The organism is Dyadobacter alkalitolerans DSM 23607 (genome assembly GCF_000428845.1).
Classification (GTDB): Bacteria; Bacteroidota; Bacteroidia; order Cytophagales; family Spirosomataceae; genus Dyadobacter; species Dyadobacter alkalitolerans.
The window spans coordinates 1-22,932 of the sequence record NZ_AUAS01000014.1 but is presented as its reverse complement, the minus strand read 5'-3'; the positions used below and the strand labels follow the sequence as shown (position 1 = coordinate 22,932).

Here is a 22,932-nt window from a genome sequence, read left to right as displayed (position 1 = left end):
TGGTCTGGGAATACAAAAACCTCACAGGTAACACCCATGAGGCTTTTATGATTTCAATTTATGTTATTTTAAAGTCGCTACAGCATCTTTAATGCGTTGAACCGCTTCCTCAAGCGCTTCGTCAGCAGCCGCAGTGGAGATACGAATGCAATCCGGTGCGCCAAATCCCGAACCTGCCACAGTGGACACGTAAGAGTTGTTAAGCAGCCAGTTAGAAAAATCGTCCGAGTTGCTGATCGTTGTCGTTCCGTCCGATTTTCCGAAATAGTAACTTACATCCGGGAATGCGTAAAACGCTCCCTGCGGCATATTTACCTTAAATCCTGGAATTTCTCTCAGCAAACCAACAACTAAGTCGCGACGACGTGCATAAGCTTTTGTCATTTCAATTGAAGGCTCCATCGGGCCATTGAAAGCAGCCGTTGCCGCTTTTTGAGCGATAGAGTTGGTTCCCGAAGTTACCTGGCCTTGCAATTTTTCAACACCATCCGCGATCCATTTCGCAGCAGCCGTAAACCCGATTCTCCATCCGGTCATGGCGTAACCTTTTGCCACACCATTCACCGTAATCACGCGTTCTTTCAAAGCAGGAATTGATCCCATGCTGAAATGTCCTTCGTCCGTGAAGTTGATATATTCGTAGATTTCGTCAGCCAGAACGTAAACGTCTTCGTGTTTTTCAATCACAGCTGCAATCTCTCTCAATTCTTGTTCTGAGTAAACCGCGCCGGTTGGATTGTTTGGCGAAGCATACATTACAATTCTTGTGCGTGGCGTAATCGCAGCTTCCAATTGTGCCGCCGTTACTTTGAAATCATTGTCAAAAGCCCCATCGATAATCACCGATTTGCCCTCCGCTAATTTCACCATTTCCGAATAGCTCACCCAGTAAGGTGCAAAAATCACAACCTCATCGCCTGGGTTGATCAAAACCTGGATCACATTAGCCAAAGAATGCTTGGCACCTGTTGAAACCACGATATTTTCAGGTTTCCAATCTATATTATTGTCGCGCTTTAACTTATCAGCAATGGCCTTTCGCAGATCAGGATAACCTGCAACGGGAGAATAACCATGAAAACCATCATCAATGGCCTTCTTAGCAGCCTCGCAAATGTGCGCGGGCGTCTTAAAATCGGGCTCTCCAACGCTCAGACTGATTACTTTGTGACCTTTTGCGGCCAATTCACGTGCCATTTTCGTCATCGCAAGCGTCGAAGATTCTTCGAGTGCGTTGATCCGGTCGGCCAATAACCGGGGTGCAACCTGGGTTTGCTCTGCTACTGCGGACATTGCAACAAATAATTTAGTTAAAGAAGGTACTGCGATCTGTATGAACAAATTGCCCGCAAAGGTACGTGTTTTTTAGAAGTTGTTTTGTGTAATGCGAAGAAAGATTTGTGGTTTCCTTAAAACACTTCCCCCAAATTCACAAACAACCCCCGCGACCCCTTCATCCCGAATCCATAGTCAATCGCCACATTAGCCCTTGATTTTTTGTTGACTTTGATTCTAAGCCCTACGCCCCCGCCGGGTGCTATTTTGGTGAAGTTGTTGGCGGGCCAGTTGGAGACGCTTTCGGCGTTGCCGAAGACTACGGCTCCCAGCAGGCCGTTGCGGGTGAGGGACATGCGGTATTCTGTTTCGAAATAGAGTAGTTTGGGACTTCGGAAACGGCCCTGGATGTAGCCACGCCCCATGGCTGTGGCCGGGTCCCAGCCGGTGCTGGGGAGATCGAGGTACGGAGCTTTCCCGCTTACTATTAGCCAGTTATAGTTCCAGAAAGCTAGTGTGTTTCTGCTGCCTTGCGGGAGGTTGAAATATTTTCGGATATCTACAACCACTGAATTCCAGTTGCTGGTGCTATTTAGTTTTTCCAGGCTGGATCGATATTGAATGCTGGTGTAAAAGCCCTTTTCCGGGTTGATGGAATTGGTGCGGTTATCGTAGACCAATGTGGCAACCGGGCCTGCTGAGACCGATTTTGGCGTCAAGCCGTATTTGGTAACGTCGGCATTGGTGTCTTCCATCAGGATATTCCAGCGGTAGTCATAGAAAAATCCGAGACCGGCATAGAATGATTCCGTGACCTTTTTCAGAACTGTTTGATGCAGCCTTATGTGCCTGTAATCAATCTGCGAGGCGTCCTTTATTTCACTGTTTGGACCAAGTCCGTAAGTGTCCTGCGGATATTTAAAGTAGCGCCAGTCGGTGAGAATGTTCAGGTCGTTGTTCCGCGTCCAGATGCTGGCTTGCAGCGGAATGGTGATCTGCTTGTATTGAGTGTAAATGAAATTGGCAGTAATGCTTGATAAGCGCGTTTTGTGCGGATTACTGGAATAAAATGCCGAATTGACATTCATGGAACCGATCAGGCCCGAGGTTAATGTGTAGCCGAATGCAGGGACGATCGAGAACAAGACTTTTCCCGTTTTTAAGACCGTATCCACCTTAACCGAATCCTGGCGATGCTTTTTCCGCAAGCCTTTCAGCACATCAATAATATCCTTTTGCAGAACAATATTTTCAACAGAATCCGCCTTTGCGACGGGCTGATCGTCCGGAATTTGCATAGGTCGGCCATACATTTCCACACCTGTGAGCGACAGGCAGAGCACTAGCAGCCATATGCGTAGAGAATTGCGTTTCAATTTATTTATGGGGGTAACATGTATATCAAATCAACATATACCAAAATGATACCCAAGCAAAAAGCCACCGATTCACGAGGAATCAGTGGCTTTTTGTAAACAACTATAAATGAATTATGCCAATGCTGCTTTCAGATTTTCATCGATTGCATCAAGGAATTCTTCTGTATAAAGATAATGCTCGCCGTGTTTCACGTCATTTCCGTGAATGTTCACAGCAAGATCTTTCGTCATTTTACCGCTTTCAACCGTTTCGATACACACTTTTTCAAGGGCAAGGCTGAAATCGATCAATGGCTGGTTGTCGTCAAGCTTTCCACGGAATGCCAAACCACGCGTCCAGGCAAAAATGGATGCAATTGGATTTGTCGAAGTTGGTTTTCCTTTCTGGTGCTCGCGATAGTGACGTGTTACCGTTCCGTGCGCTGCTTCTGCTTCCATTGTTTTGCCATCCGGTGTTACCAACACAGAAGTCATCAAACCAAGTGAACCAAAACCTTGCGCAACTGTATCTGACTGAACGTCACCATCGTAGTTCTTACAAGCCCAAACAAAGTTACCTTCCCATTTCAATGCAGAAGCCACCATGTCGTCGATTAGACGGTGCTCGTAATGTACTTTTCCTGCATAATCGCTTTCGTAAACTTCCTGGAAAATATCCTTGAAGCGTCCGTCGTATTTTTTAAGGATTGTATTTTTTGTGGAAAGGTAAAGCGGCCATCCCTTGTCTAATGCAACATTGAAACAAGCATAAGCAAATCCACGGATCGACTCGTCGATGTTGTACATTCCCATCGCAACGCCCGGGCCTTTGAACTGATACACCTCATGCTCGATCACATTGCCATCTTCGCCTTCAAACTTAATGGTGAGCTTTCCTTTTCCAGGAACAACAAAATCCGTTGCTTTATATTGATCTCCAAACGCGTGACGACCTACGATAATCGGTGCAGACCAGTTTGTTACCAAACGAGGCACATTGCTCATTACGATCGGCTCGCGGAAAACGGTTCCATCCAGGATGTTACGGATTGTTCCGTTCGGCGACTTCCACATTTGCTTCAAATTGAACTCCTTAACGCGGTCTTCGTCAGGTGTAATCGTTGCGCATTTGATACCAACACCATATTCTTTAATCGCATTGGCTGCATCTATGGTCACCTGGTCATTGGTTTCGTCGCGGTATTCCACGCCCAAATCGTAATATTTGATATCCAGATCCAGATATGGTAGAATAAGTTTTTCCTTAATAAATTTCCAGATAATTCTGGTCATTTCGTCTCCGTCAAGCTCCACTACGGGATTTGCAACTTTAATTTTGCTCATGTCTTGTTTATAAACTATGGTTAAAGAATTTAAAATGCGAGCGTGAAAGTACAAACAATAGCGTAAAAAGGCGAAAAAAGGAGAACATTGTTAGGCTGTTAAGTTTGAAAGCATTCCGCGAAATTTCGATATTGCCAGGTGCAAAAAAACCGACCAATGATGGACAAAGCCGCGCTGCGTAAAGATTTCCTTTCTAAAAGAATGTCGCTGACGGAAGATGAGATTTTGGTCAAAAATAATCTGATCTGCCAAAATCTGTTTGCAGCACTTACATTATACGGACCAGAAACGATTCATATTTTTTTGCCTCAAATCAATAAAAAAGAAATTGATACCTGGCAGATAGTCAATCAATTACAAGCTTCATTTCCTCAAATCCGGATCGTTGCGCCTTACGTCATTCCAGGCACCAAAGAAATGGAACATTATGTTTTGGATAAAAAAACAAAGCTGATCAACAATCCATGGGGCATTCCGGAGCCCGATTCTGCGACTTCCATGCGCGTCAATGTTGAGGAAATTGACAGGGTTTATATTCCGCTGCTGGCTTTCGACGAACGGGGTTACCGGGTAGGTTATGGTGGTGGTTATTATGATCGTTTTTTGGCTAAATGTCGTCCTGACGTTGTTAAAACAGGCCTTTCCTTTTTTGAGCCGGTTTCTAAAATCGATGACATCGATCCTTACGACATGCCGATGAATGCCTGCATAACGCCTGAAAAAATCTGGACTTGGTAACTGATTTTCGTTTTCCTGGCTGAAATTCAGCGCATAAAATGTAAAAATCCACATTCATTCTAAATTTCCTCGTAAATTTGCGGCACTTTTCAACTGCTCAGGCAGCTGAAAGGGATCAAATTTCTATCCACTTTTTATCTTAATGCTAGAATGAAAATCGCAGTAGTAGGCGCTACCGGTTTGGTAGGCGGCGAAATCCTCAAAGTGCTCGAAGAGCGTAATTTCCCGGTGACGGAATTATTAGCCGTTGCATCAGAAAGATCTGTTGGTAAGGAAGTTACATTCAAGGGTAAACAGATAAAGGTGATCGGATTTGAGGACGCGATTGCAGCCAAACCTGAAATAGCGATATTTTCGGCTGGTGGCAGCACGTCATTGGAGCTTGCGCCAAGATTCGCAGAAGCCGGAATTACAGTTATCGATAATTCCTCGGCATGGAGAATGGACCCGACCAAAAAACTGGTTGTTCCTGAAATCAATGCAGGCGAATTGACTAAAGAAGACAAAATTATTGCAAACCCCAACTGCTCAACCATTCAAATGGTGGTGGTTTTGAACCCTTTGCACCAAAAATATAAGATCAAACGCGTAGTGGTTTCCACTTACCAGTCTGTAACGGGAACGGGTAAGGCGGCCGTTGATCAGCTTTTCTCGGAGCGCGCCGGCGATCACAGCCGCGGAAAAATATATCCGCACCAGATCGACCTGAATGTATTGCCGCATATCGACGTGTTCTTGGATAACGGCTACACAAAGGAAGAAATGAAAATGACCAATGAAACGAAGAAAATTATGGGCGACGACAGCATTGCAGTAACTGCAACAACGGTTCGTATCCCTACGATTGGTGGTCACTCTGAGGCGGTTAACATTGAATTTGAAAATGAATTTGATCTGGATGAAGTGCGTCAGATCCTGAGCGAGGCGGAAGGTGTGATTTTACAGGATGATCCTAAAAACGCGCTTTATCCAATGCCATTAACAGCACACGGCAAGGACGAGACATTCGTAGGCCGCATCCGCCGCGACGAATCTCAGCCTAAAACATTGAATTTGTGGATTGTAGCAGATAACCTTCGTAAAGGAGCAGCGACCAACACGGTTCAGATTGCTGAGTTTTTAGCCAAGCATGATTTGGTAGGCGTTGCGCAGGCTGTTTAAGTTTAGAACAAAATAAGAGAAAATGAGGAGCTGCTGAAAGGCGGCTTCTTTTTTTCCCCTAAATCGCCTAAAGGGGACTTTGCAGTTTACTAGTAGGGAGCAAAAGCCCCCCCGGGGGTTTGGGGCTAAGTACAACGTCATCGATCCACTTCCCCCATTACCACGTCAATAGAACCGATCACGGCTACTAAATCAGCTAGTAATGAGCCTTTTGTAATTTCTCCGATCACAGAAAGGTTGTGAAAACAGCAAGAACGCGCCCTGCAGCGAAACGGAACGTCGGAACGGCCGTCGGAGCGGAAAAAGAAGCCTAGCTCGCCTTTCGGACTTTCACCACGAACGTAGAAATCCATTGCTTTGGGGCGGATTTTCTTGGGAACAATGGCCTGCGGATCGAAATCGCGGGTTCGCTTGTAGTCTCCCGTAAGTTGTTCAAGGCTTTGCTCGATTAATTTCACTGATTCCCAGCATTCTATCACACGCACCCACGTCCGGTCCCAGCAATCGCCGGTTGTACCCATGGCGCCTGTGCCGATGGGTATTTCAAAATCCAGCTCGGGATAAACGGAATAGCCGTCCACTTTTCTCAAATCGTAACGCAATCCGGAGCCGCGAAGCATTGGGCCTGTGCAACCATAATTAATGGCGACCCGCAAGGGCAATACGCCCACATTCGCCGTGCGCTGGATGAAAATTTTGTTATCAACCACAAGTTGCTGCAATTCTGTCAGCTTAGGTTTCAGATATTTTATAAATTCCAGGCAGCGTTCTTCAAAACCCACAGGCAGATCGTAAAACAAGCCTCCGATCCAAATGTAATTGTAAAGCATTCTCGCGCCGCAGGTCCATTCGAGCAAGCGGAGGATCTGCTCGCGGTCACGCATCATCCACAAGAATGGCGTATATGCGCCAATGTCCATGGCGTAAGTGCCTAATGCTACAAAATGAGAAGCAAGCCGATTGAGCTCTGCAACCACTACGCGGATATATTCAATGCGTTTTGGAATATCATTTTCAATGCCGAGCATTCTTTCCACACCCATCACATAGGCATGTTCAGAATTCATCGACGCCACATAATCCAAGCGATCCACATAAGGAATAACCTGGTTAAATGGCAGTGATTCTGCGTGCTTCTCGAAGCACCGGTGCAGGTAACCCAAATGTGGGACTACATCTACGATTATTTCCCCGTCCGTAACCACTTCCAATCGCAAAACACCGTGAGTACTAGGATGTTGCGGGCCCATATTCAACACCATTTCTTCTTTACGAAGCGTTTCGGAGTTGTATTTTGTTGGGCCTGAAACCGATAAATACTCGGGTTTATACTCGTATTGAATTGTATTGCTCATATGCTAAAATCTCACAAGCTTCTGATCATGGACTTCCACTTTTAACGGCCCGATCGGGCGTCCTTCGTTATGCAACCGGTCCACTGCCGTAACATAATATATGTATCTTTTTCCTGCCTCGGCCGTCATGTCTACATATTTTTCACCCTCATAACACATGCCTATGATGCGCCGTGGATCATGCGCCGTAGCCTTTTCTTCGGGGGCAAAGCGGTAAATGACATAGTACCAAGCCAAATCTCCGTCCGAAGCGGGCTCAGGGCGTTCCCAGGTCAGTTCGAGTCCTTTGGACAGCAATGTTGCTTTTAAACTTCTTGGAGACAATGGGGCAATGCGGTCTTTCCAGGGCATTGTAGGAACCAGGGAGGGATAACGGAAAAAATCCTGGCGGAGTGAATCAACAAAGCCAAGACTGTTGCCTTTCAGCGAACGGGAACTGAAAAAAATCGCCCCATCCGTCTCGCTTTCCCGCAAGTACCGGACCTGATTAGGAATTTCCAATGGATTAGACCAATGTTTGTCTCTATCCCTATAACCCACGCGGTAAGCGCCCATTCCTATATATAAATGTCTTTCGTATGAATTTTCGGTCCACCAATCAACCAGGTTCTTGTATGGAACACGTGAAAATCCAGACGAGAAATAAACCTGCGGTGCAATGTAATCGATCCAGCCTTCTTTGATCCAGCGCCTGCTGTCGGCAAAAAGGTCGTCATAGGAAGCCAATGCACCAAATGTTTTAGAACCTTCCGCATCACGGTCTTTATTTCTCCAAACCCCGAAAGGACTGATCCCGAATTTAAGTTTCGGCTTAACCGCTGCGAGGCCGTCATGAATTTGTTTTACCAATAAGTCAATGTTGTGTCTTCTCCAATCGGCCTTATTGGCAAATCCTGCGCCGTACTTTTGGAATGTTGCCTCATCCTGGATGACCTGACCGGGAGCCGCGTAGGGATAGAAATAATCATCAAAGTGAATGCCATCGACATCATAATTTTTGGCCACATTCACTGTCATATCCGTGATAAACTGCCTTACCTCCGGAATGCCGAAATTGAATAGCTTGTATCCATCATAACTGAGTATCCATTCGGGATGTATTTTGCTGACATTATCGGCCGAAACGCTGGTTGAAGACTTATGCACCAAGCGGTTTAAATTCAGCCAAGCATGGAATTCAAGGCCGCGCTTGTGTGCCTCTGTAACCATATAATCCAACGGGTCCCACATTGGGTAAGGCTGCCTTCCCTGCCGACCAGTAAGCCATTCCGACCAGGGTTCAGGACTTTTGGCATAAAATGCATCACCCGCCGCGCGCACTTGCACGAAAACGGCATTCATTCCTACTCTTTTATGAAAATCAAGAAGAGTGGAAAACTCCTGTTGCTGTTGCTCTGGTATAAGATTTTTGCTGCTTGGCCAGTCTATATTATCAACAGTAGCGATCCATACTGCCCTGAATTCCCTTTTTGGAGGTAAAATTTCTTCAGTATCGGCAGTCTGGGCAATACAACTTTCCATTATAAACAGAAGCAATGTAAAGGAAAGCGCAACTATTTTAATTTTTTTCACTATCTAACCAATACAAAATGTTAATCCAATCAAAGTAACGTAATTTGGAACAAAGTTAGCCGAGAACCGTCTTAAATTCATGTCATGACGGTTTCATTTGGCTTGACTCAAAGTAAGATTGCTATAAGCTGTATTCTTGACTTTATTATATTTCTGGCGTCCAGGCGCAGATTCGACTTTGTTTGAGGACAAAGAAACAAACCATGGATTGTTGTAATTGTGAATAATTTTTCTGCATATTTATTGTGTAATTACAAGGATTTTTGTGACATAAAGAAAACAACAAGCTTTGCAAATGCAGCTAGTAACGTTTAAACCTACATCCCGTATTGGAACCATTTGTCAAAACCACTAAGAAAAACGTCCTGTTTGAAGTTGCATGGGAGGTTTGTAATCAAGTTGGAGGAATTTATACTGTAATACGGACCAAGGTCCCCGCAATGGTAGAAAGGTGGGAAGACAACTACTTCTTGCTGGGCCCATATTTTGATAAAAAAGCTTCATCCGAATTTGAAATAATCAGTGATCTGGAGGATTCTCCGGCAGGCCGTGTCGTGAAGCGTATGCGCGACATGGGTTACAATGTATTTTATGGCTATTGGCTCGTGACGGGCAAGCCGCGCGTCATTCTATTTGATCTGGACAGCATCATGCATGAGCTGGATACCATCAAATTCAACCTTTGGGAACGCAGCAGGATTCCCACCATTAATGTGGAACACCTGGTGAATCAAACCCTTTGCTTTGGAGAATTCGTAAGGCTTTTCCTGAAAGAATATGCTGAAGAGAATGCAAAACGCGAGGAAATCTTTGCGCAGTTCCATGAGTGGATGGCCAGCAGCGGATTGCCTGACCTGAAAAGGGATAATGTTAAGATAGCAACCACTTTTACGACCCATGCCACTATGCTGGGCCGTTATCTTGCGCAGAATGTCAGCGGATTTTACAGCAAGCTGCCCTTTTTCGATTGGGAACAGGAAGCAAAAAATTACGGGATCCTGGCGCAATGTTCGGTTGAACGGCAGGCTGCGTTAAGTGCGCATGTATTGACGACGGTAAGTGATGTTACTGCCCGTGAATGCGAAGTTTTCCTGGGCCGGATGCCTGATCTGGTGACGCCTAATGGACTGAATGTGCAGCGTTTCCAGGCCGTCCATGAATTCCAAAACCTGCATTTAAAGCATAAGGAACGCATTCATGAGTTTGTTCTGGGACATTTCTTCCCAAGCTATTCATTTGATTTAGATAAAACACTTTACTTCTTCACTTCGGGCCGTTACGAATACAGTAACAAAGGCTATGATCTCACGCTGGAAGCATTGGCCCGCCTGAACTGGAAGATGGTCCAGGCGAATATGGATATGACGGTTGTCATGTTTATTGTGACCAAACAGCCTTACTACTCTGTCAATCCGGATGTGCTGCAATCGAGGGCGGTGTTAAATGAGTTGCAGGAAACTTGTACAGCCATCGAGAAAGAAGTAGGAGAAAAGCTTTTCCTGGCAGCAGCTTCTGGCGCTGACCATAAAATGCCGGATCTGAATAATTTCGTAGATGAATATTGGAGACTAAGGCTCAGAAGAACCATTCAAACGTGGAAAACGGATAAGTTACCTGCCTTTGTAACGCACGATCTGAAAGAAGAAGATGGCATCACGGAGTTTTGCAAAACGGCAAATCTTGTCAACAATGAGCGGGATAGGGTTAAAATCGTCTATCACCCAGACTTTATTTCCTCTACAAACCCACTTTTCGGACTTGATTACGGGCAATTTGTTCGTGGCTGTCACTTAGGCGTGTTCCCAAGTTACTATGAACCCTGGGGTTATACACCATTGGAATGTGTAGTTAGAGGCGTTCCAACCGTGACAAGCGATCTTTCTGGTTTCGGGGACTACATTATGCAAATCATGCGGGATTACGAAAACCGCGGCATTTACGTCATCAACCGAAAATCCCAAACATTCACCCAAGCCGCCGACCAGCTCGCCGACATTCTCTTCAAATTCGTAAGAATGCAACGCCGCGACCGCATCATGCAAAGAAACCGCGTCGAAAACATCTCAGATGTATTCGACTGGATGAATTTAAGGTCTTATTATGACACCGCGCATGATCTTGCAGCGAAGCGGAGAAAGCCTTGATCAGATAAAGAATTAAATGAAGCCCATTTCAAATGTTAAATTTGAGTGGGCTTTTTTTGTGAGTAAGTTTACCCATAAACAATATACAATCGGAATAGAATGAACTACATTGAAGTTGACCTTAAAATTGACGCGGATTTTGTTGAAATATTGATGGCGGAGTTGGGGGAGGTGGGGTTTGAGTCTTTTGTGGAGACGGAGGAGGGGCTTTTGGCTTATATTCAGGAAAATGATTTTGATGCGCAAAACTTGCAGGATCTTACTGCCAAATACCTGGAATTAACGACAATAGCGGCCACGTGGAAATCGTTAGAAAGAAGAAATTGGAATGAGGAGTGGGAAAAAAGCTACGAGCCAATAGAAGTTGGTGACCAGATCCGGGTGAGGGCCACCTTTCACGAGCCGGACCCTGCATTTAAATACGATTTGCTGATCCAACCGAAAATGTCTTTTGGCACCGGACATCACGAAACCACGTGGCTCGTCATGAACGAGCAGCTGAGTTTGCCCCATCAGGGAATATCAGTTATGGATGTGGGTTGCGGGACGGGAATTTTGTCCATTCTGGCTTCGAAACTAGGCGCAGTGCAGTTGTTGGGGTTTGATATCGACGAATGGGCTGTTGAGAATACAAAAGAGAATTTTTTAATGAATAATCTGGCTGCCGAGGCCGGGGTTTTCCAGGGAACAATCACTGAAGTGCCGGAAGGACAAATGTTTGGCGGAATATTGGCCAACATTAACCGGAACATTCTATTAAGCGAGATCCCTGCTTACGTGAAACATTTACAGCCCGGCGGCTGGCTGGTTACCAGCGGATTTTATGAAACGGATCAGGCTGACATTGAGCAATGTGCATCGGAAAATGGTTTGACAAAGATCAATTCTAACACGCGCAATCAATGGGCCTGTATTGTATTTAAAAGTTGAAACAAAACCAATGAGGATACTTCGTACTGCTTTACTTTTCTGCATTCTGGCATTAGCAGGTCAAACTGCATCTGCGCAAAACCTGAAACTTTCGGATGATCCGGGACAGTTTATGGTGCAATTGCGCAAGCTCATGGACGGCAGCCGCAACCCGCAATACATTCGCTCCGCCGCGCAGCTAGACAGCGTGTGGATGTCGGCGCTGAATACTTCCCAGCAGACGAAGTTTATCAACATTGTCAAAACACAGATTTCCAAAGGGCAGAAAGCAGGGCCGGTTATGTTCCTGCTGATCCGGAATACGCATGCATTTGCCAAGCAATCGCCCGAAAACCTGGAAGGGTTTCTGGATCTGGCGACCAGCTCGGGGCAGCAATATGATGGTAAAACATTGCAGAAAGTGCTGGAAACGGTCAGGACGGTAAATGAAACCAAGAAACTTTACGCTGCTAACTACAACTCGCTTTACCTTTTAGAAGGAAGTTATAAATATCGTTTCGACACCACGAATGCGGTTGCGGCCAACGCCGAGGCCAATGTGGCTGCTGCCAATGACAGCTGGGACACGCCGGTTGATTCCAACTTTGTAATCACACCCAAATCCAATCCCCTGCCCGTTATTTCGGGAGCACTGCTCGATTTGCAGAATGCAACATTCGCCATGGTTACCGCTGGCGATTCGGTTGTTTTCGGTCCGGCAAATGGCAGTGTTTCTTTGAAAGATGGGATTTTTGTAGGTAAAAATGGCAAGTTCAACTGGCAGGCAGCTGGTGATTCATCGATTTACGCCGATCTGGACAGTTATTCCTTCAATATTGCCCAACCCAAGCTGGTCGCGGAAAATGTAACATTGCACAGTGATTCACAACTGGCGGCGCCGATCAAAGGAACATTAGAATATCGTGGAGTTAAGAAAATAAAAGGCCAGCCTGCTCCCTATCCGCGTTTTGTATCCAACGGCATCGACGCCCGCTTGAAGGAAACGCGTAAAAACATTGACTACAAAGGCGGTTTCGCGCTTATCGGGACGGAAATGTACAGCTCGTCCCTCAGCGATCTTCCCTCGACGATCAAGGTAAAATATAAGGATAAGCTTGCTTTCACGGCGCAAAGCAAGAAGTTTGTGCTCAAAAATTCGGTCATAGCAGCCTCATTTGCAACTTATTCCATGCCGCTTGGCAGCGATTCGCTATTTCATCCGGGCGTGACATTCAAATACAATGATGACGAAGGGTTGGTTAAACTGGGCCGTGTAGAACGGACGGATTATGCGCCGCTTCCTTATAAAGACACTTATCACAAAATGAATATCTGGTCGCAGGCGATGCGGTGGCGGTTTCCGAATGATAAGGTAGAATTCTTTCGCATTAATGGCAAGCAGGTTGCGCCTGTGAAGCTGGAATCGCTTGATTATTTCAAAAAGGAGCGTTTCAAGGACATTAGCAAGGAATATGGCTTCCAGCCGCTGATTATGGCTGCGAACTACACACAAACAGAGAAAAAACAAGCTTTCCTATCCGACGATCTGGCCAGGAAATTCAAGCAGAAGCCGGAAATCATGCGCAATACATTGCAGCGCTTGACCCTGGAAGAATATTTTGTTTACAATAAGGCAACGGATGAATTTGCATTAAGCAAAAAGGGAATTCTGTTTGTGCTGGCGAACCTGGATAAGGCTGATTATGACAACTTCCAGGTCACTTCTCAATTTACAGCCAATGACGAAACGGCGAACGCGACGATTTACCTGCCCGACACCATGTTAACCGTTATGGGCGTTTCGCGTTTTGTAGTGAGTGATTCTTTAAAAATCTACGCTGTTCCGCAAGACAAAAAACTGATCATTGGCAAAAACAGGAATTTCACATTAAACGGTCAAATGGTTGCCTCGAATTACCAGTTCAGGGGGCAGAACATTAAGTTTGATTACAATCAGTTTTTTGTGAATGTGGCGCCTTCGGACTCGATTACATTTACGCCACGTGACAAATTTGCGAAAGGCCAGAAAGGCGAAGTAGGCGGCCACGTGAAATATGAAAAGGGTGGAACATTCTATTTAAGTGATCCAAAAAACAAATCAGGGCTGCAAAAAGGCGTCAAAAAGTCGCCTCGACTGGTGGTTGAGGATGGAATGATGGTTTATTTCGATCAGCCTGAGCGCGGAACGGTCGTTTACCCGAGAGAAGTCAACTTCAAGATCCCAAAGATCGATATGGGCGGTCTGGATGAGCGTGACGTCATTTTTGAAGGAACATTCAATGCAAACGGCATTATCCCAAACATTCAAACGGTCCTGAAAAGCATGCCCGACAACTCGCTTGGCTTTGAATATAAGCCGCCGGTGACGGACATGAAATTGTATGACGGAAAAGCGCTGGCCAGGTTTACGGACACGCTGACAATGGACAACACGGGTCTGCATTCCAAGGCAATTTTGAAATACATGTCGGCCTCGATGACAGCCAAAAATGTTCTGCTAACCGCCGATTCATTAATGGCATCAGGTGAAGTGGCTAGCATCAAGGAAGCGACCATTGGAAAAGGCTATTTCCCTGCCGTTCAGTTGAAGGATTATGCATTGAAATGGTATCCCAATGCAGACAGCATGTTTATCAACACCCAGGGTAAATCCTTCTCATTTTATAATGGAACTACGAGCCTGGAAGGCGGGCTGCTGTTGCGCTCGACGGGGTTATATGGAAACGGAAAGCTGAAAAGGGCCGATTCTGAGCTGTCTTCGCCCGATATTAAATTTAATAAAGACGGCTATCTGGCCAATCGCTCTGAATTTGCCATTAATAGTGTTGATCAAAAATCAACAAAGAAGCTCCTTACCGGGAAGAATGTGAACATTGATTTCAACTTCAAAACCGGCATCGCCAACTTCCTGACAGACGAAACGGGCTTCGGCACTGATTCCTCAGGGATGGAAATTCCAACGGCTTCCTACAAAACACTGATCGGCAGCGCGAAGTGGGATATGGCTAAGAAGACGATCCTGATGAAAGGATTTGGCGAAACCTCTTCGTACACATCGATGGACCCGGATCAGGAAGGGCTGACATTCAATGGTTCCGAGGCTATTTATGACGTCGAAAAAGTAACATTGAACATCAAGGGCGTTCCTTTTATTCAAACTGCGGACGTGAAGATCATCCCGGACGGCGGGTTGGTGAGCGTGGATAGCAAAGGGAAAATTGCTCCTTTGAAAAAAGCACGCATTGAAATTGATACATTAAACACCTCACACAGAATGCGCGACGCGGACATCCGCATCGATTCCCGCAACCATTTCGAAGGATCTGCCACATATCAATACATTACGGCCCGGAAAGACACATTCAATATCAAGATGCAGAATTTTGAATTGAGGGAAATCGGCGCGGCGGAAGAAGGAAAGAAAAAACGTGCTGATAACCAGGCTCCTGCTGCTGTCAAATATTATACAACGGCGCGTGCAGACATTAAGGAAACGGAAAACCTGCTTTTATCGCCCCGCATTCAATATAAAGGTGGAATCAACCTGATTGCCTATGAGCCTTCCTTGCAGTTGGATGGGTTTGTAAAGCCTGTTATTAAATTCAGAAAGGATTTTCAGAGCTCGTGGATAGTATACAAAGATGCGCCCGGCGAAACGGTGGCCATTAAAATCGATAAAGACCTGAAAAACGAGCATGACATTCCGCTTTCGGTAGGCTTGCATTATAATGAAGCAAAAGGCATGTATATGTCGTTCCTGTCGCCCAAGGATTCGGATGGCGATGAGGACATTTACTCTGCTCAGGGTGCTTTGAACTACGATGAAGACGAAAAGGCTTTTAAAGTTATGCCTCCGCCAGGGGCTGATGGACTTATCGATGAAGCTAATGCATTGCGTTTTGATGATAAAACCGGCTTGGCAACATTTTCCGGCCCTCTGAAACTGACCGGCGCGACCTGGCTGCAAGCCGTAGGAACGGGCGAAGCGCAGGTGGATAGCGCCCGGTTCTCATTCAATACAATGTTGTTAATGAAACTCCCGGCACTGGAACCGATCTCGCAACCCTTAGCTGCCAAAATCGTCGAAGTTAACCTGGAAGAGCAAAACAGCACGGCCGCTGATGACGATGCGGAGCAATTGAATAATAAGCTTTCCGCATTAATCGGCCCGAAGGCAACGGATGCTTATGCCAAGCTCACGGCTGCGGGTTATAAGCCGCTTTTTGAGGCCTCACCAGCACTGGATGTGCCTATGCTTTTGTCTAATGTGAACTTGAACTGGTCGGCCTCACATGGGGCATATTATTCGCAGGGCCCGATTGGCGTAGCGAATTTGGGCAGAAACAACATTAATGCGCAAATGGAAGGAGTCCTGGAAATCAGGCGGTCTGTGGATGGCGACGAATTTAGTTTGTATTTGCAGGCGTCGCCGGATGTGTGGTATTATTTTGACTATAAACTCGGCGAGTTGGGTGTGGTCTCGTCGCAGGTTGACTTCAACGATCAGATTACGGCGAAGTCGAAAAATGTGAAATCGAAGGATATGTCGCTGGTGTCGATCGGTTCTGAGGAGAAGGATGCATTTGTAAACCGCTTCGATGATTTTTATCAGCCAGCGATCAAGAAAGCTAAGTTAGCAGCCAAAACAACAAAGAAGAAAGTGGTTCCGGCAGAGGTTAAAAAGAAGAAAGTGGAACCTACCGAAGGATTTTGATGTCTTTGTAGAAGGTGACAATAGTTAATGCTACAAATTGAAAAAATGCTTGTATAATGTTAGTTTTGTATCCTTTTTGCTTGTAAAATCCCCTCGCTGTCGTATTTTTGGACAAAACATTTCAACGTTTAAAATTTTCTGCGAATAGTACAATATGAGTATTGCCTTATTAATAACTACGATTATCGCTGCCTATTTGTTAGGGTCAATCCCGAGTTCAGTTTGGTACGGAATAGGATACTTTGGAATTGATGTAAGAAAACATGGCAGCGGAAATGCCGGTGCGACAAACACTTTCCGGATCTTGGGAAAACGCGCAGGGACGGTTGTGATGCTGATTGATGTATTGAAAGGTTGGACAGCAACATGCCTCGCGTCGATGCTGTTTTATATGAATGCGATCGGCGAGACGGAGCTTTTGATGTACAAAATCATTTTTGGGATCATCGCTATCATCGGTCATATTTTCCCGGTTTTTGTCAAATTCAAAGGCGGTAAGGGAATTGCTACATTGCTTGGTATGGTGCTCGCTATTCAGCCGGAGCTCGCTTCTGTTTGCATCGCGATTTTTATTCTGACATTACTGGCTTCTCAATATGTTTCATTAAGCTCTATTCTGGCGACGCTTGCGTTTCCGGTGCTTTCCTGGCTGGGCGTTTTTGGCCATCCGGAGCCGTTGCTGATCGTTTTTGGATTTACGATGTTTGTGCTTGTTGTTTTTACGCACAAAAAGAACATTGTAAGGCTTATGAATGGCAATGAAAACAGGGTAAGTCTTTTTGCCAAATCAAAAGCGAACAACGGTCGCTAACAGATATAATTTTCAAAAAATAGCCTCTAAGGATCGACCTTAGAGGCTATTTTTTTATCTTGCCCGGCCGTTCAGCCGCACATTAAACACTAACTTCTGACCTCATGCTTGATTATATTGATAAAAACCGCGACCGATTCTTAAATGAGCTTCTGGATCTGTTGAGGATCCCTTCCGTAAGTGCTGATTCGAAATTCAAACCAGATATGCTCAAAGCAGCCGAATTCGTACGTGACCGGATTGCGGAAGCAGGTGCGGATCGTGTTGAAATTTATGAAACGGCTGGCCATCCGGTTGTTTACGGCGAAAAGATCATTGATCCAACACTTCCTACTGTGCTTATTTACGGACATTATGACGTCCAGCCAGCTGATCCTTATGAGCTTTGGAACTCACCGCCTTTTGAGCCGGTGATTAAAAATGAGCGCATTTATGCAAGAGGTTCCTGCGATGATAAGGGCCAGTTTTATATGCACATTAAGGCACTGGAAACCATGCTCGCAACCGCTAACCTGACTTGCAATGTAAAAATCATGATAGAAGGCGAAGAAGAAATTGGCTCTTCCAACCTGGGTTCATTTGTCAGCGCGCATAAAGAAATGCTTAAATGCGACACGATTCTGATTTCCGACACCAGCATTATCGCCAATGATGTGCCTTCCATTGAAACCGGTCTGCGCGGACTGACTTACGTGGAAGTGGAAGTCGTAGGCGCCAACCGTGACCTGCATTCGGGTGTTTATGGCGGCGGCGTAGCTAACCCGATCAATGTGCTTTGCGAAATGATTGCGTCGCTCAAAGATGAAAACGGCCACATTACCATTCCAGGGTTTTACGACAATGTGGAAGAGCTCACCACCGAGCAACGGGCAGCATTAAACGCAGCGCCTTTTGATTTGGAAGAATACAAAAAAGATCTCCATATCGACGACATTATGGGAGAGGCAGGTTACTCGACCATTGAAAGAACTTCCGTGCGGCCAACATTGGATGTGAACGGAATCTGGGGCGGTTATATCGGCGAAGGTGCGAAAACAGTGCTTCCATCGAAGGCAAATGCGAAAATTTCCATGCGCCTGGTGCCTAACCAAACGGACGATGAAATCCTTGCGCTATTTACCAAACATTTCGAATCGATCGCGCCAGCATCTGTAAAAGTAAAGGTCTCCCCACATCACGGCGGTCTGCCTTATGTCACGCCAACCGATTCTGTGGAATATAAAGCCGCAGAAATGGCAATGGAAGAATCTTTTGGTAAGAAACCAATTCCAACTCGCGGCGGTGGAAGCATTCCTATTGTTGCATTATTTGAGCAGGAACTGGGCTGTAAGAGCATTCTGATGGGCTTTGGACTTGATATTGATGCTTTGCATTCACCAAACGAGAGTTATGGGCTATTCAATTATTACAAAGGCATTGAAACGATTCCGCTGTTTTTCAAACATTATGCGGAGTTAAAAGCTGCTAAGGCATAAAAACCTGGCAAGTTTAAACCTTGCCAGGTTTTATCGTAGTTTTTGTAATGATTAGTGGTAAGATCTTAGCGCTTCCTTCGCTGGTCGCGCTTCATCTTTTTAAGGTTAGCAATGGCCGCTTTGGCTTCTTTGTCCTGACTGGTTTTCTTGTCAGCCTTGTCAGCCGCCAGCTTGTAGTAGCGCAGTGCTTCGTCGTACTCTTTTTTAATTTCTGCTATTTTACCCAATCCAATCAGCGATGAAACGTAGTAACCGGCGTTCATTGAATTGGTTTGGGTAGAATAGTCAATTGCTTTCTGATAATATTTGGACGCCGCGTCATAGTTTTTATGATACGTCATGTTGTAATAAGCGAGCACATAAGCTGCATTGCGGCCACTTACGCCTTCATAACCCGGCATTCCGCTGCTTATTTTATCGATAATGTTCTGCGCAGCCTTTTCGGCTTCGGCCATTTTGCCTGTTACAAATGCGGTCCGGCAAAAATAACGCTCGAAATACGGATTGTTAGGATAGGTCTGCCACATGTATTTCGCCATTTCATATGCTTTGCTGTACTCATTCTCCATGCTGTAAATCTGCAAGAGAAAGTAACGGGCTTCCACACGCGTGTAAAATGCATTGTTTCCTACTTTTTCCAATTGCTGTTCACCGAGCTTCTTGTTGCCTTTTGGAAAAAGCGACATGATGGGCTTTAAAATCGGATATTCTTTCGGGACCCATTCTGCATAATAATTATAGAGTCCGTCGCCAAAGAGCAATTCCGGCGTCAGATCGCCATTTCCTTTGCATTGCTCGAAATATTTTAAAGATTTCTTACCTGCAAAGGCCGCTTTTGTCCAGCTTTCTCTTTCGGCATACAACCGCCCTTTGAATGCATAAGCCGCAGCCAGGAAGAATGCCGGCTCTACTTTGTTTTTCTCTTTATCATAAAGCACTTCGGCCAGGTTAATGGTCGAATCCATTTGTGCCAGAAAAGCCTTGTCGTGCGCTTCATTTTCCGTATTCGGCACGATTTTCCACCATTCGGCAAGTCCCATCAGGAAATGCGGCATAGGATGTTTTGGATAGCGATATTTGAGCCAGCGGAATTCCGTGTCTGCTTCCGCAAATTTGTAATTATAAAGCATATTAATAGCCTCCGTGGACTCAATCTGAACGCTGGGATTTTTCAGGATCATATCGTAGTTCTTGTCCAGTTCGGCCGAAGAATACAATTGAGCTGAGGCAAATTGAATGGAAAATGCAGTTAAGAAACAGTATGTGGCTATATGGATGAGTAGGCTTTTCATATCAGGGGTAAATCTCACTAATAAACGTGGGAATTTTATTTTACGTTTGCTACAGGTCGGGTTTTTGAAAAAAGAGTTAATATTGATCCTCAGACCGTTCCGCAGTTTCTGACAAACCATTTTTAAGTATTCCATCACCTGTAAGGGTTTTGGTAAAATCGACACCTCTTAATATGATCAATATTCTTGATAAAAAATTCGTCCCTCTTATTACCACGGAAGCTATTGAAACACGCATTACTGCGCTTGCGAAAGAGATTTCTACGGATTACCAAGGCCGCTGTCCGCTTTTCATTGTTGTACTGAATGGCGCTTTCCTTTTTGCAAGTGAATTGGTCAAAAGAATCCCTCTATCATGCGAAATTACATTTATTCGGCTGGCATCTTACTCACAAACACAATCCAGCGGCTTTGTGCGGGAAATTATAGGTCTTAATGACAGTATTGAAGGCCGCGACATTATCATTATTGAGGACATTATAGATACGGGATTAACGATGGCGCAGTTACTGCGGCAAATCAATGAACTTTCGCCCGCATCCATCGCCATTGCCACACTACTGCATAAACCAGAAGCATTGAAAACACCTGTCGACATCCGTTACACAGGTTTTAACATTGATAATAAATTTGTGGTGGGCTATGGGCTCGATTATGACGGCATGGGCCGCAATCTGGATGCTATTTACGTTTTAGCCTGATTTAAGATTATATTATGAACATACAATTTTTCGGAGCCGCAAGAACCGTAACTGGTAGCAAACATCTGATCACGACTGAAAAAGGGACTAAAATATTACTGGATTGCGGTCTGTTTCAGGGCATCCAGACCGACGAGCTGAATGAGAAATTCGGCTTCAAGCCATCCGAGGTGGATTACCTGATTTTATCTCACGCGCACATTGATCACTCAGGTTTGATTCCACGCCTGGTCAAGCAAGGTTTTTCAGGCCCTATTTATTGTACAGCTGCCACGGTAGACCTTTGCAGGGTTATGCTGTTAGATAGCGCGCATATTCAGGAAAAAGATTTGGAGCGGATTAATCGGCGAAGGGAAAAACAAGGCCGCCCGTTGCTGGATGAGCTTTATAATACCGAAGATGCCGTGCATGCACTAAGCTTGTTTAAAAGTGTGCAGTATGGCCAGACATTCTATCTGGGAGAAGATAAAGAAGTTGCAGTTGTATTAACGGATGCCGCACATTTGCTGGGCAGCGCCGCGGTTCATATGACCATTCCCGACGCAGGTACATATAAGCAGGTAACATTCACCGGTGATATTGGACGCCCCGAAGACAGAATTCTCCGTAAACCCGACGCTTTCCCGCAAGCAGATTTCATTATATGCGAATCAACCTACGGCGACCGCCTACACGAGAAGCAGACAGACATGCAGGGCCATCTTTTGGAGATCGTTCATGAGACATGTGTGGTAAGGAAAGGCAAACTGATCATTCCCGCATTCGCCATTGACCGCACGCAGGAGCTGATATATGCATTAGACCAATTATCAAGCTCAGGAAAATTGCCGCAGATCCCGGTCTACATCGACAGCCCCCTGGCAATTCGTGCGACTAAGATTATGAAGGAGCACGACGAATGCTTCAATCCGGAAATCCTGGCCTACATTGAGAAAGATGGCGATGCATTTGCTTTCCCTTATCTGAAATACATTTCAGACGTCAATGAATCCATTGCGCTCAACGATAAGGATGAACCGTGCATCATCATTTCTGCATCCGGAATGGCCGAAGCAGGGCGGATTAAGCATCACATCAAAAACAACATTGGGGATGCCCGGTCAACCATTCTATTGGTGGGCTACGCGTCTGGCAATACACTGGCAGGAGCGTTGAAAAGAGGAGATAAGCAGGTAAATATATTTGGTCAGCAATTTGAGGTGGAATGTCAGGTAAAATCCATGGAGTCGTTTTCCGGGCATGGCGATTACAATGAAATGCTTGACTTCCTTTCTTGCCAGACACCGGAGCGGGTCAAGAAAGTTTTTCTGGTTCACGGGGAATATGAAACGCAGGTTGCTTTCAAGTTGAAGCTGCAAGCGGCAGGATTTAAAGACATTCTGATTCCAGCTCAGTTCGAGAATATCAAACTATAAAAGTTTCTATTTTTTAGCTACTTCCAGCTGGTTAAAAAGAAAACATTACTATTTTTGCCAACCAGTTTTTTATGCCGAAGTGGTGAAATTGGTAGACACGCACGTTTCAGAGGCGTGTGGGGGTTGCCCTGTGTGGGTTCGAGTCCCATCTTCGGCACAATATTAGAACCTCAATAAGCTAGATGATAGCGAGTTGAGGTTTTTTTGTGTCTAAGCAAAAGTTCTTGTTGACACAGGAAGGCCTTATTCGTTCCGCAACTTCAAATCTGTTATAAGACATTCCTGTTTCCTGCTAGCTCTTAAGCACAAAAAAAGACCATCCTTATGAGATGGTCTTTAAATGTTATTGTGGCGGCTACCTACTTTACCAGGTTTGATCCAAGTATCATCGGCGGTTCTGGGCTTAACTTCTCTGTTCGGGATGGGAAGAGGTGAACACCAGGCCAATAGCCACCAACAAGGTCGTTGTTGGTCTTTGTTTTCAACAATATTTTGGTGAGTGTATAATCAATGTCATATTGGAAGTAGAAGAGATCAAAAAGTGTTAAGATGTTAATGTGCAAGCTGTTGGGTAATTAGTACTGCTCAGCTGAATGTATTTCTACACGTACACCTGCAGCCTATCAACGTCGTAGTCTACAACGACCCTTATGTGGAAGATTCATCTT

At 45.3% G+C, this 22,932-nt stretch carries 15 protein-coding genes, 1 tRNA gene and 2 rRNA genes; 10 read left to right on the top strand and 8 right to left on the bottom strand.

Annotated features, from left to right (window positions below; translation table 11 throughout):
• Positions 1-63: 63 nt before the first annotated feature.
• From G395_RS0121180 to G395_RS0121170, 3 genes are all read right to left on the bottom strand, one after another.
• Positions 64-1,293: a pyridoxal phosphate-dependent aminotransferase gene (locus G395_RS0121180; RefSeq protein ID WP_026631908.1), complete on the bottom strand. Its 1,230-nt coding sequence runs from the start codon at positions 1,291-1,293 to the stop codon at positions 64-66.
• 116 nt (positions 1,294-1,409) lie between these two features.
• Positions 1,410-2,651, bottom strand: coding sequence for a BamA/TamA family outer membrane protein (locus G395_RS0121175; protein WP_026631907.1), 1,242 nt, complete (start codon positions 2,649-2,651; stop codon positions 1,410-1,412).
• Positions 2,652-2,765: 114 nt separating this feature from the next.
• Positions 2,766-3,977 carry an NADP-dependent isocitrate dehydrogenase gene (locus G395_RS0121170; RefSeq protein ID WP_026631906.1) on the bottom strand — a complete coding sequence of 404 codons (1,212 nt, stop codon included), beginning with the start codon at positions 3,975-3,977 and terminating at the stop codon, positions 2,766-2,768.
• 156 nt (positions 3,978-4,133) lie between these two features.
• Between G395_RS0121170 and G395_RS0121165 the strand changes: the two genes are divergently transcribed.
• Both G395_RS0121165 and G395_RS0121160 read left to right on the top strand, forming a co-directional pair.
• Positions 4,134-4,715, top strand: a complete 582-nt coding sequence (locus G395_RS0121165) for a 5-formyltetrahydrofolate cyclo-ligase (RefSeq protein WP_229204246.1) — start codon at positions 4,134-4,136, stop codon at positions 4,713-4,715.
• Positions 4,716-4,865: 150 nt separating this feature from the next.
• Entirely contained in the window at positions 4,866-5,876 is a 1,011-nt protein-coding gene (locus tag G395_RS0121160) for an aspartate-semialdehyde dehydrogenase (protein ID WP_026631904.1), read from the top strand.
• Positions 5,877-6,013: 137 nt separating this feature from the next.
• Here G395_RS0121160 and G395_RS0121155 read toward each other — a convergent pair whose 3' ends face one another.
• Together G395_RS0121155 and G395_RS0121150 are read right to left on the bottom strand one after the other, a co-directional pair.
• Complete coding sequence (locus tag G395_RS0121155) at positions 6,014-7,231, bottom strand: NADH-quinone oxidoreductase subunit D (RefSeq protein WP_026631903.1); 1,218 nt, start codon at positions 7,229-7,231, stop codon at positions 6,014-6,016.
• Positions 7,232-7,234: 3 nt separating this feature from the next.
• The gene (locus G395_RS0121150; RefSeq protein ID WP_051350293.1) at positions 7,235-8,752 is read right to left on the bottom strand and encodes a glycoside hydrolase family 10-like protein; all 1,518 of its coding nucleotides are present in this window, start codon (positions 8,750-8,752) and stop codon (positions 7,235-7,237) included.
• A 380-nt stretch (positions 8,753-9,132) separates the two neighbouring features.
• Here G395_RS0121150 and G395_RS0121145 point away from each other — a divergent pair, with 380 nt between their 5' ends.
• From G395_RS0121145 to G395_RS0121125, 5 genes are all read left to right on the top strand, one after another.
• Positions 9,133-10,947, top strand: a complete 1,815-nt coding sequence (locus tag G395_RS0121145) for a glycosyltransferase family protein (RefSeq protein ID WP_026631901.1) — start codon at positions 9,133-9,135, stop codon at positions 10,945-10,947.
• A 99-nt stretch (positions 10,948-11,046) separates the two neighbouring features.
• Positions 11,047-11,877, top strand: coding sequence for a 50S ribosomal protein L11 methyltransferase (gene prmA / locus G395_RS0121140; protein WP_026631900.1), 831 nt, complete (start codon positions 11,047-11,049; stop codon positions 11,875-11,877).
• A 10-nt stretch (positions 11,878-11,887) separates the two neighbouring features.
• Entirely contained in the window at positions 11,888-16,570 is a 4,683-nt protein-coding gene (locus G395_RS0121135; protein WP_026631899.1) for a hypothetical protein, read from the top strand.
• A gap of 154 nt (positions 16,571-16,724) precedes the next feature.
• Positions 16,725-17,381, top strand: a complete 657-nt coding sequence (plsY, locus tag G395_RS0121130; RefSeq protein ID WP_026631898.1) for a glycerol-3-phosphate 1-O-acyltransferase PlsY — start codon at positions 16,725-16,727, stop codon at positions 17,379-17,381.
• A gap of 104 nt (positions 17,382-17,485) precedes the next feature.
• Complete coding sequence (locus tag G395_RS0121125) at positions 17,486-18,856, top strand: dipeptidase (RefSeq protein ID WP_026631897.1); 1,371 nt, start codon at positions 17,486-17,488, stop codon at positions 18,854-18,856.
• 65 nt (positions 18,857-18,921) lie between these two features.
• Here G395_RS0121125 and G395_RS0121120 read toward each other — a convergent pair whose 3' ends face one another.
• Entirely contained in the window at positions 18,922-20,148 is a 1,227-nt protein-coding gene (locus G395_RS0121120) for a tetratricopeptide repeat protein (RefSeq protein WP_026631896.1), read from the bottom strand.
• Between the two features lie 173 nt (positions 20,149-20,321).
• Here G395_RS0121120 and hpt point away from each other — a divergent pair, with 173 nt between their 5' ends.
• The 3 genes from hpt (at position 20,322) to G395_RS0121105 (ending at position 22,421) form a co-directional block, all read left to right on the top strand.
• Complete coding sequence (hpt, locus tag G395_RS0121115) at positions 20,322-20,849, top strand: hypoxanthine phosphoribosyltransferase (protein ID WP_026631895.1); 528 nt, start codon at positions 20,322-20,324, stop codon at positions 20,847-20,849.
• Between the two features lie 14 nt (positions 20,850-20,863).
• Positions 20,864-22,264, top strand: a complete 1,401-nt coding sequence (locus tag G395_RS0121110; RefSeq protein WP_026631894.1) for an MBL fold metallo-hydrolase RNA specificity domain-containing protein — start codon at positions 20,864-20,866, stop codon at positions 22,262-22,264.
• Between the two features lie 73 nt (positions 22,265-22,337).
• Positions 22,338-22,421 (top strand) — tRNA-Leu (locus tag G395_RS0121105).
• A gap of 189 nt (positions 22,422-22,610) precedes the next feature.
• Here the strand turns inward: G395_RS0121105 and rrf are convergent.
• Positions 22,611-22,722: ribosomal RNA gene (gene rrf / locus G395_RS0121100) — 5S ribosomal RNA — on the bottom strand.
• Positions 22,723-22,818: 96 nt separating this feature from the next.
• Positions 22,819-22,932: ribosomal RNA gene (locus tag G395_RS0121095) — 23S ribosomal RNA — on the bottom strand; the annotation flags it as partial.

Coding starts and splice junctions, on each gene's coding strand:
- plsY (WP_026631898.1), top strand. CDS start 16,725: ATGAGTATTGCCTTATTAATAACTACGATTATCGCTGCCTATTTGTTA.
- G395_RS0121120 (WP_026631896.1), bottom strand. CDS start 20,148: ATGAAAAGCCTACTCATCCATATAGCCACATACTGTTTCTTAACTGCA.
- G395_RS0121155 (WP_026631903.1), bottom strand. CDS start 7,231: ATGAGCAATACAATTCAATACGAGTATAAACCCGAGTATTTATCGGTT.
- G395_RS0121165 (WP_229204246.1), top strand. CDS start 4,134: ATGATGGACAAAGCCGCGCTGCGTAAAGATTTCCTTTCTAAAAGAATG.
- G395_RS0121135 (WP_026631899.1), top strand. CDS start 11,888: ATGAGGATACTTCGTACTGCTTTACTTTTCTGCATTCTGGCATTAGCA.
- prmA (WP_026631900.1), top strand. CDS start 11,047: ATGAACTACATTGAAGTTGACCTTAAAATTGACGCGGATTTTGTTGAA.
- hpt (WP_026631895.1), top strand. CDS start 20,322: ATGATCAATATTCTTGATAAAAAATTCGTCCCTCTTATTACCACGGAA.
- G395_RS0121125 (WP_026631897.1), top strand. CDS start 17,486: ATGCTTGATTATATTGATAAAAACCGCGACCGATTCTTAAATGAGCTT.
- G395_RS0121170 (WP_026631906.1), bottom strand. CDS start 3,977: ATGAGCAAAATTAAAGTTGCAAATCCCGTAGTGGAGCTTGACGGAGAC.
- G395_RS0121150 (WP_051350293.1), bottom strand. CDS start 8,752: ATGGAAAGTTGTATTGCCCAGACTGCCGATACTGAAGAAATTTTACCT.
- G395_RS0121110 (WP_026631894.1), top strand. CDS start 20,864: ATGAACATACAATTTTTCGGAGCCGCAAGAACCGTAACTGGTAGCAAA.
- G395_RS0121160 (WP_026631904.1), top strand. CDS start 4,866: ATGAAAATCGCAGTAGTAGGCGCTACCGGTTTGGTAGGCGGCGAAATC.
- G395_RS0121180 (WP_026631908.1), bottom strand. CDS start 1,293: ATGTCCGCAGTAGCAGAGCAAACCCAGGTTGCACCCCGGTTATTGGCC.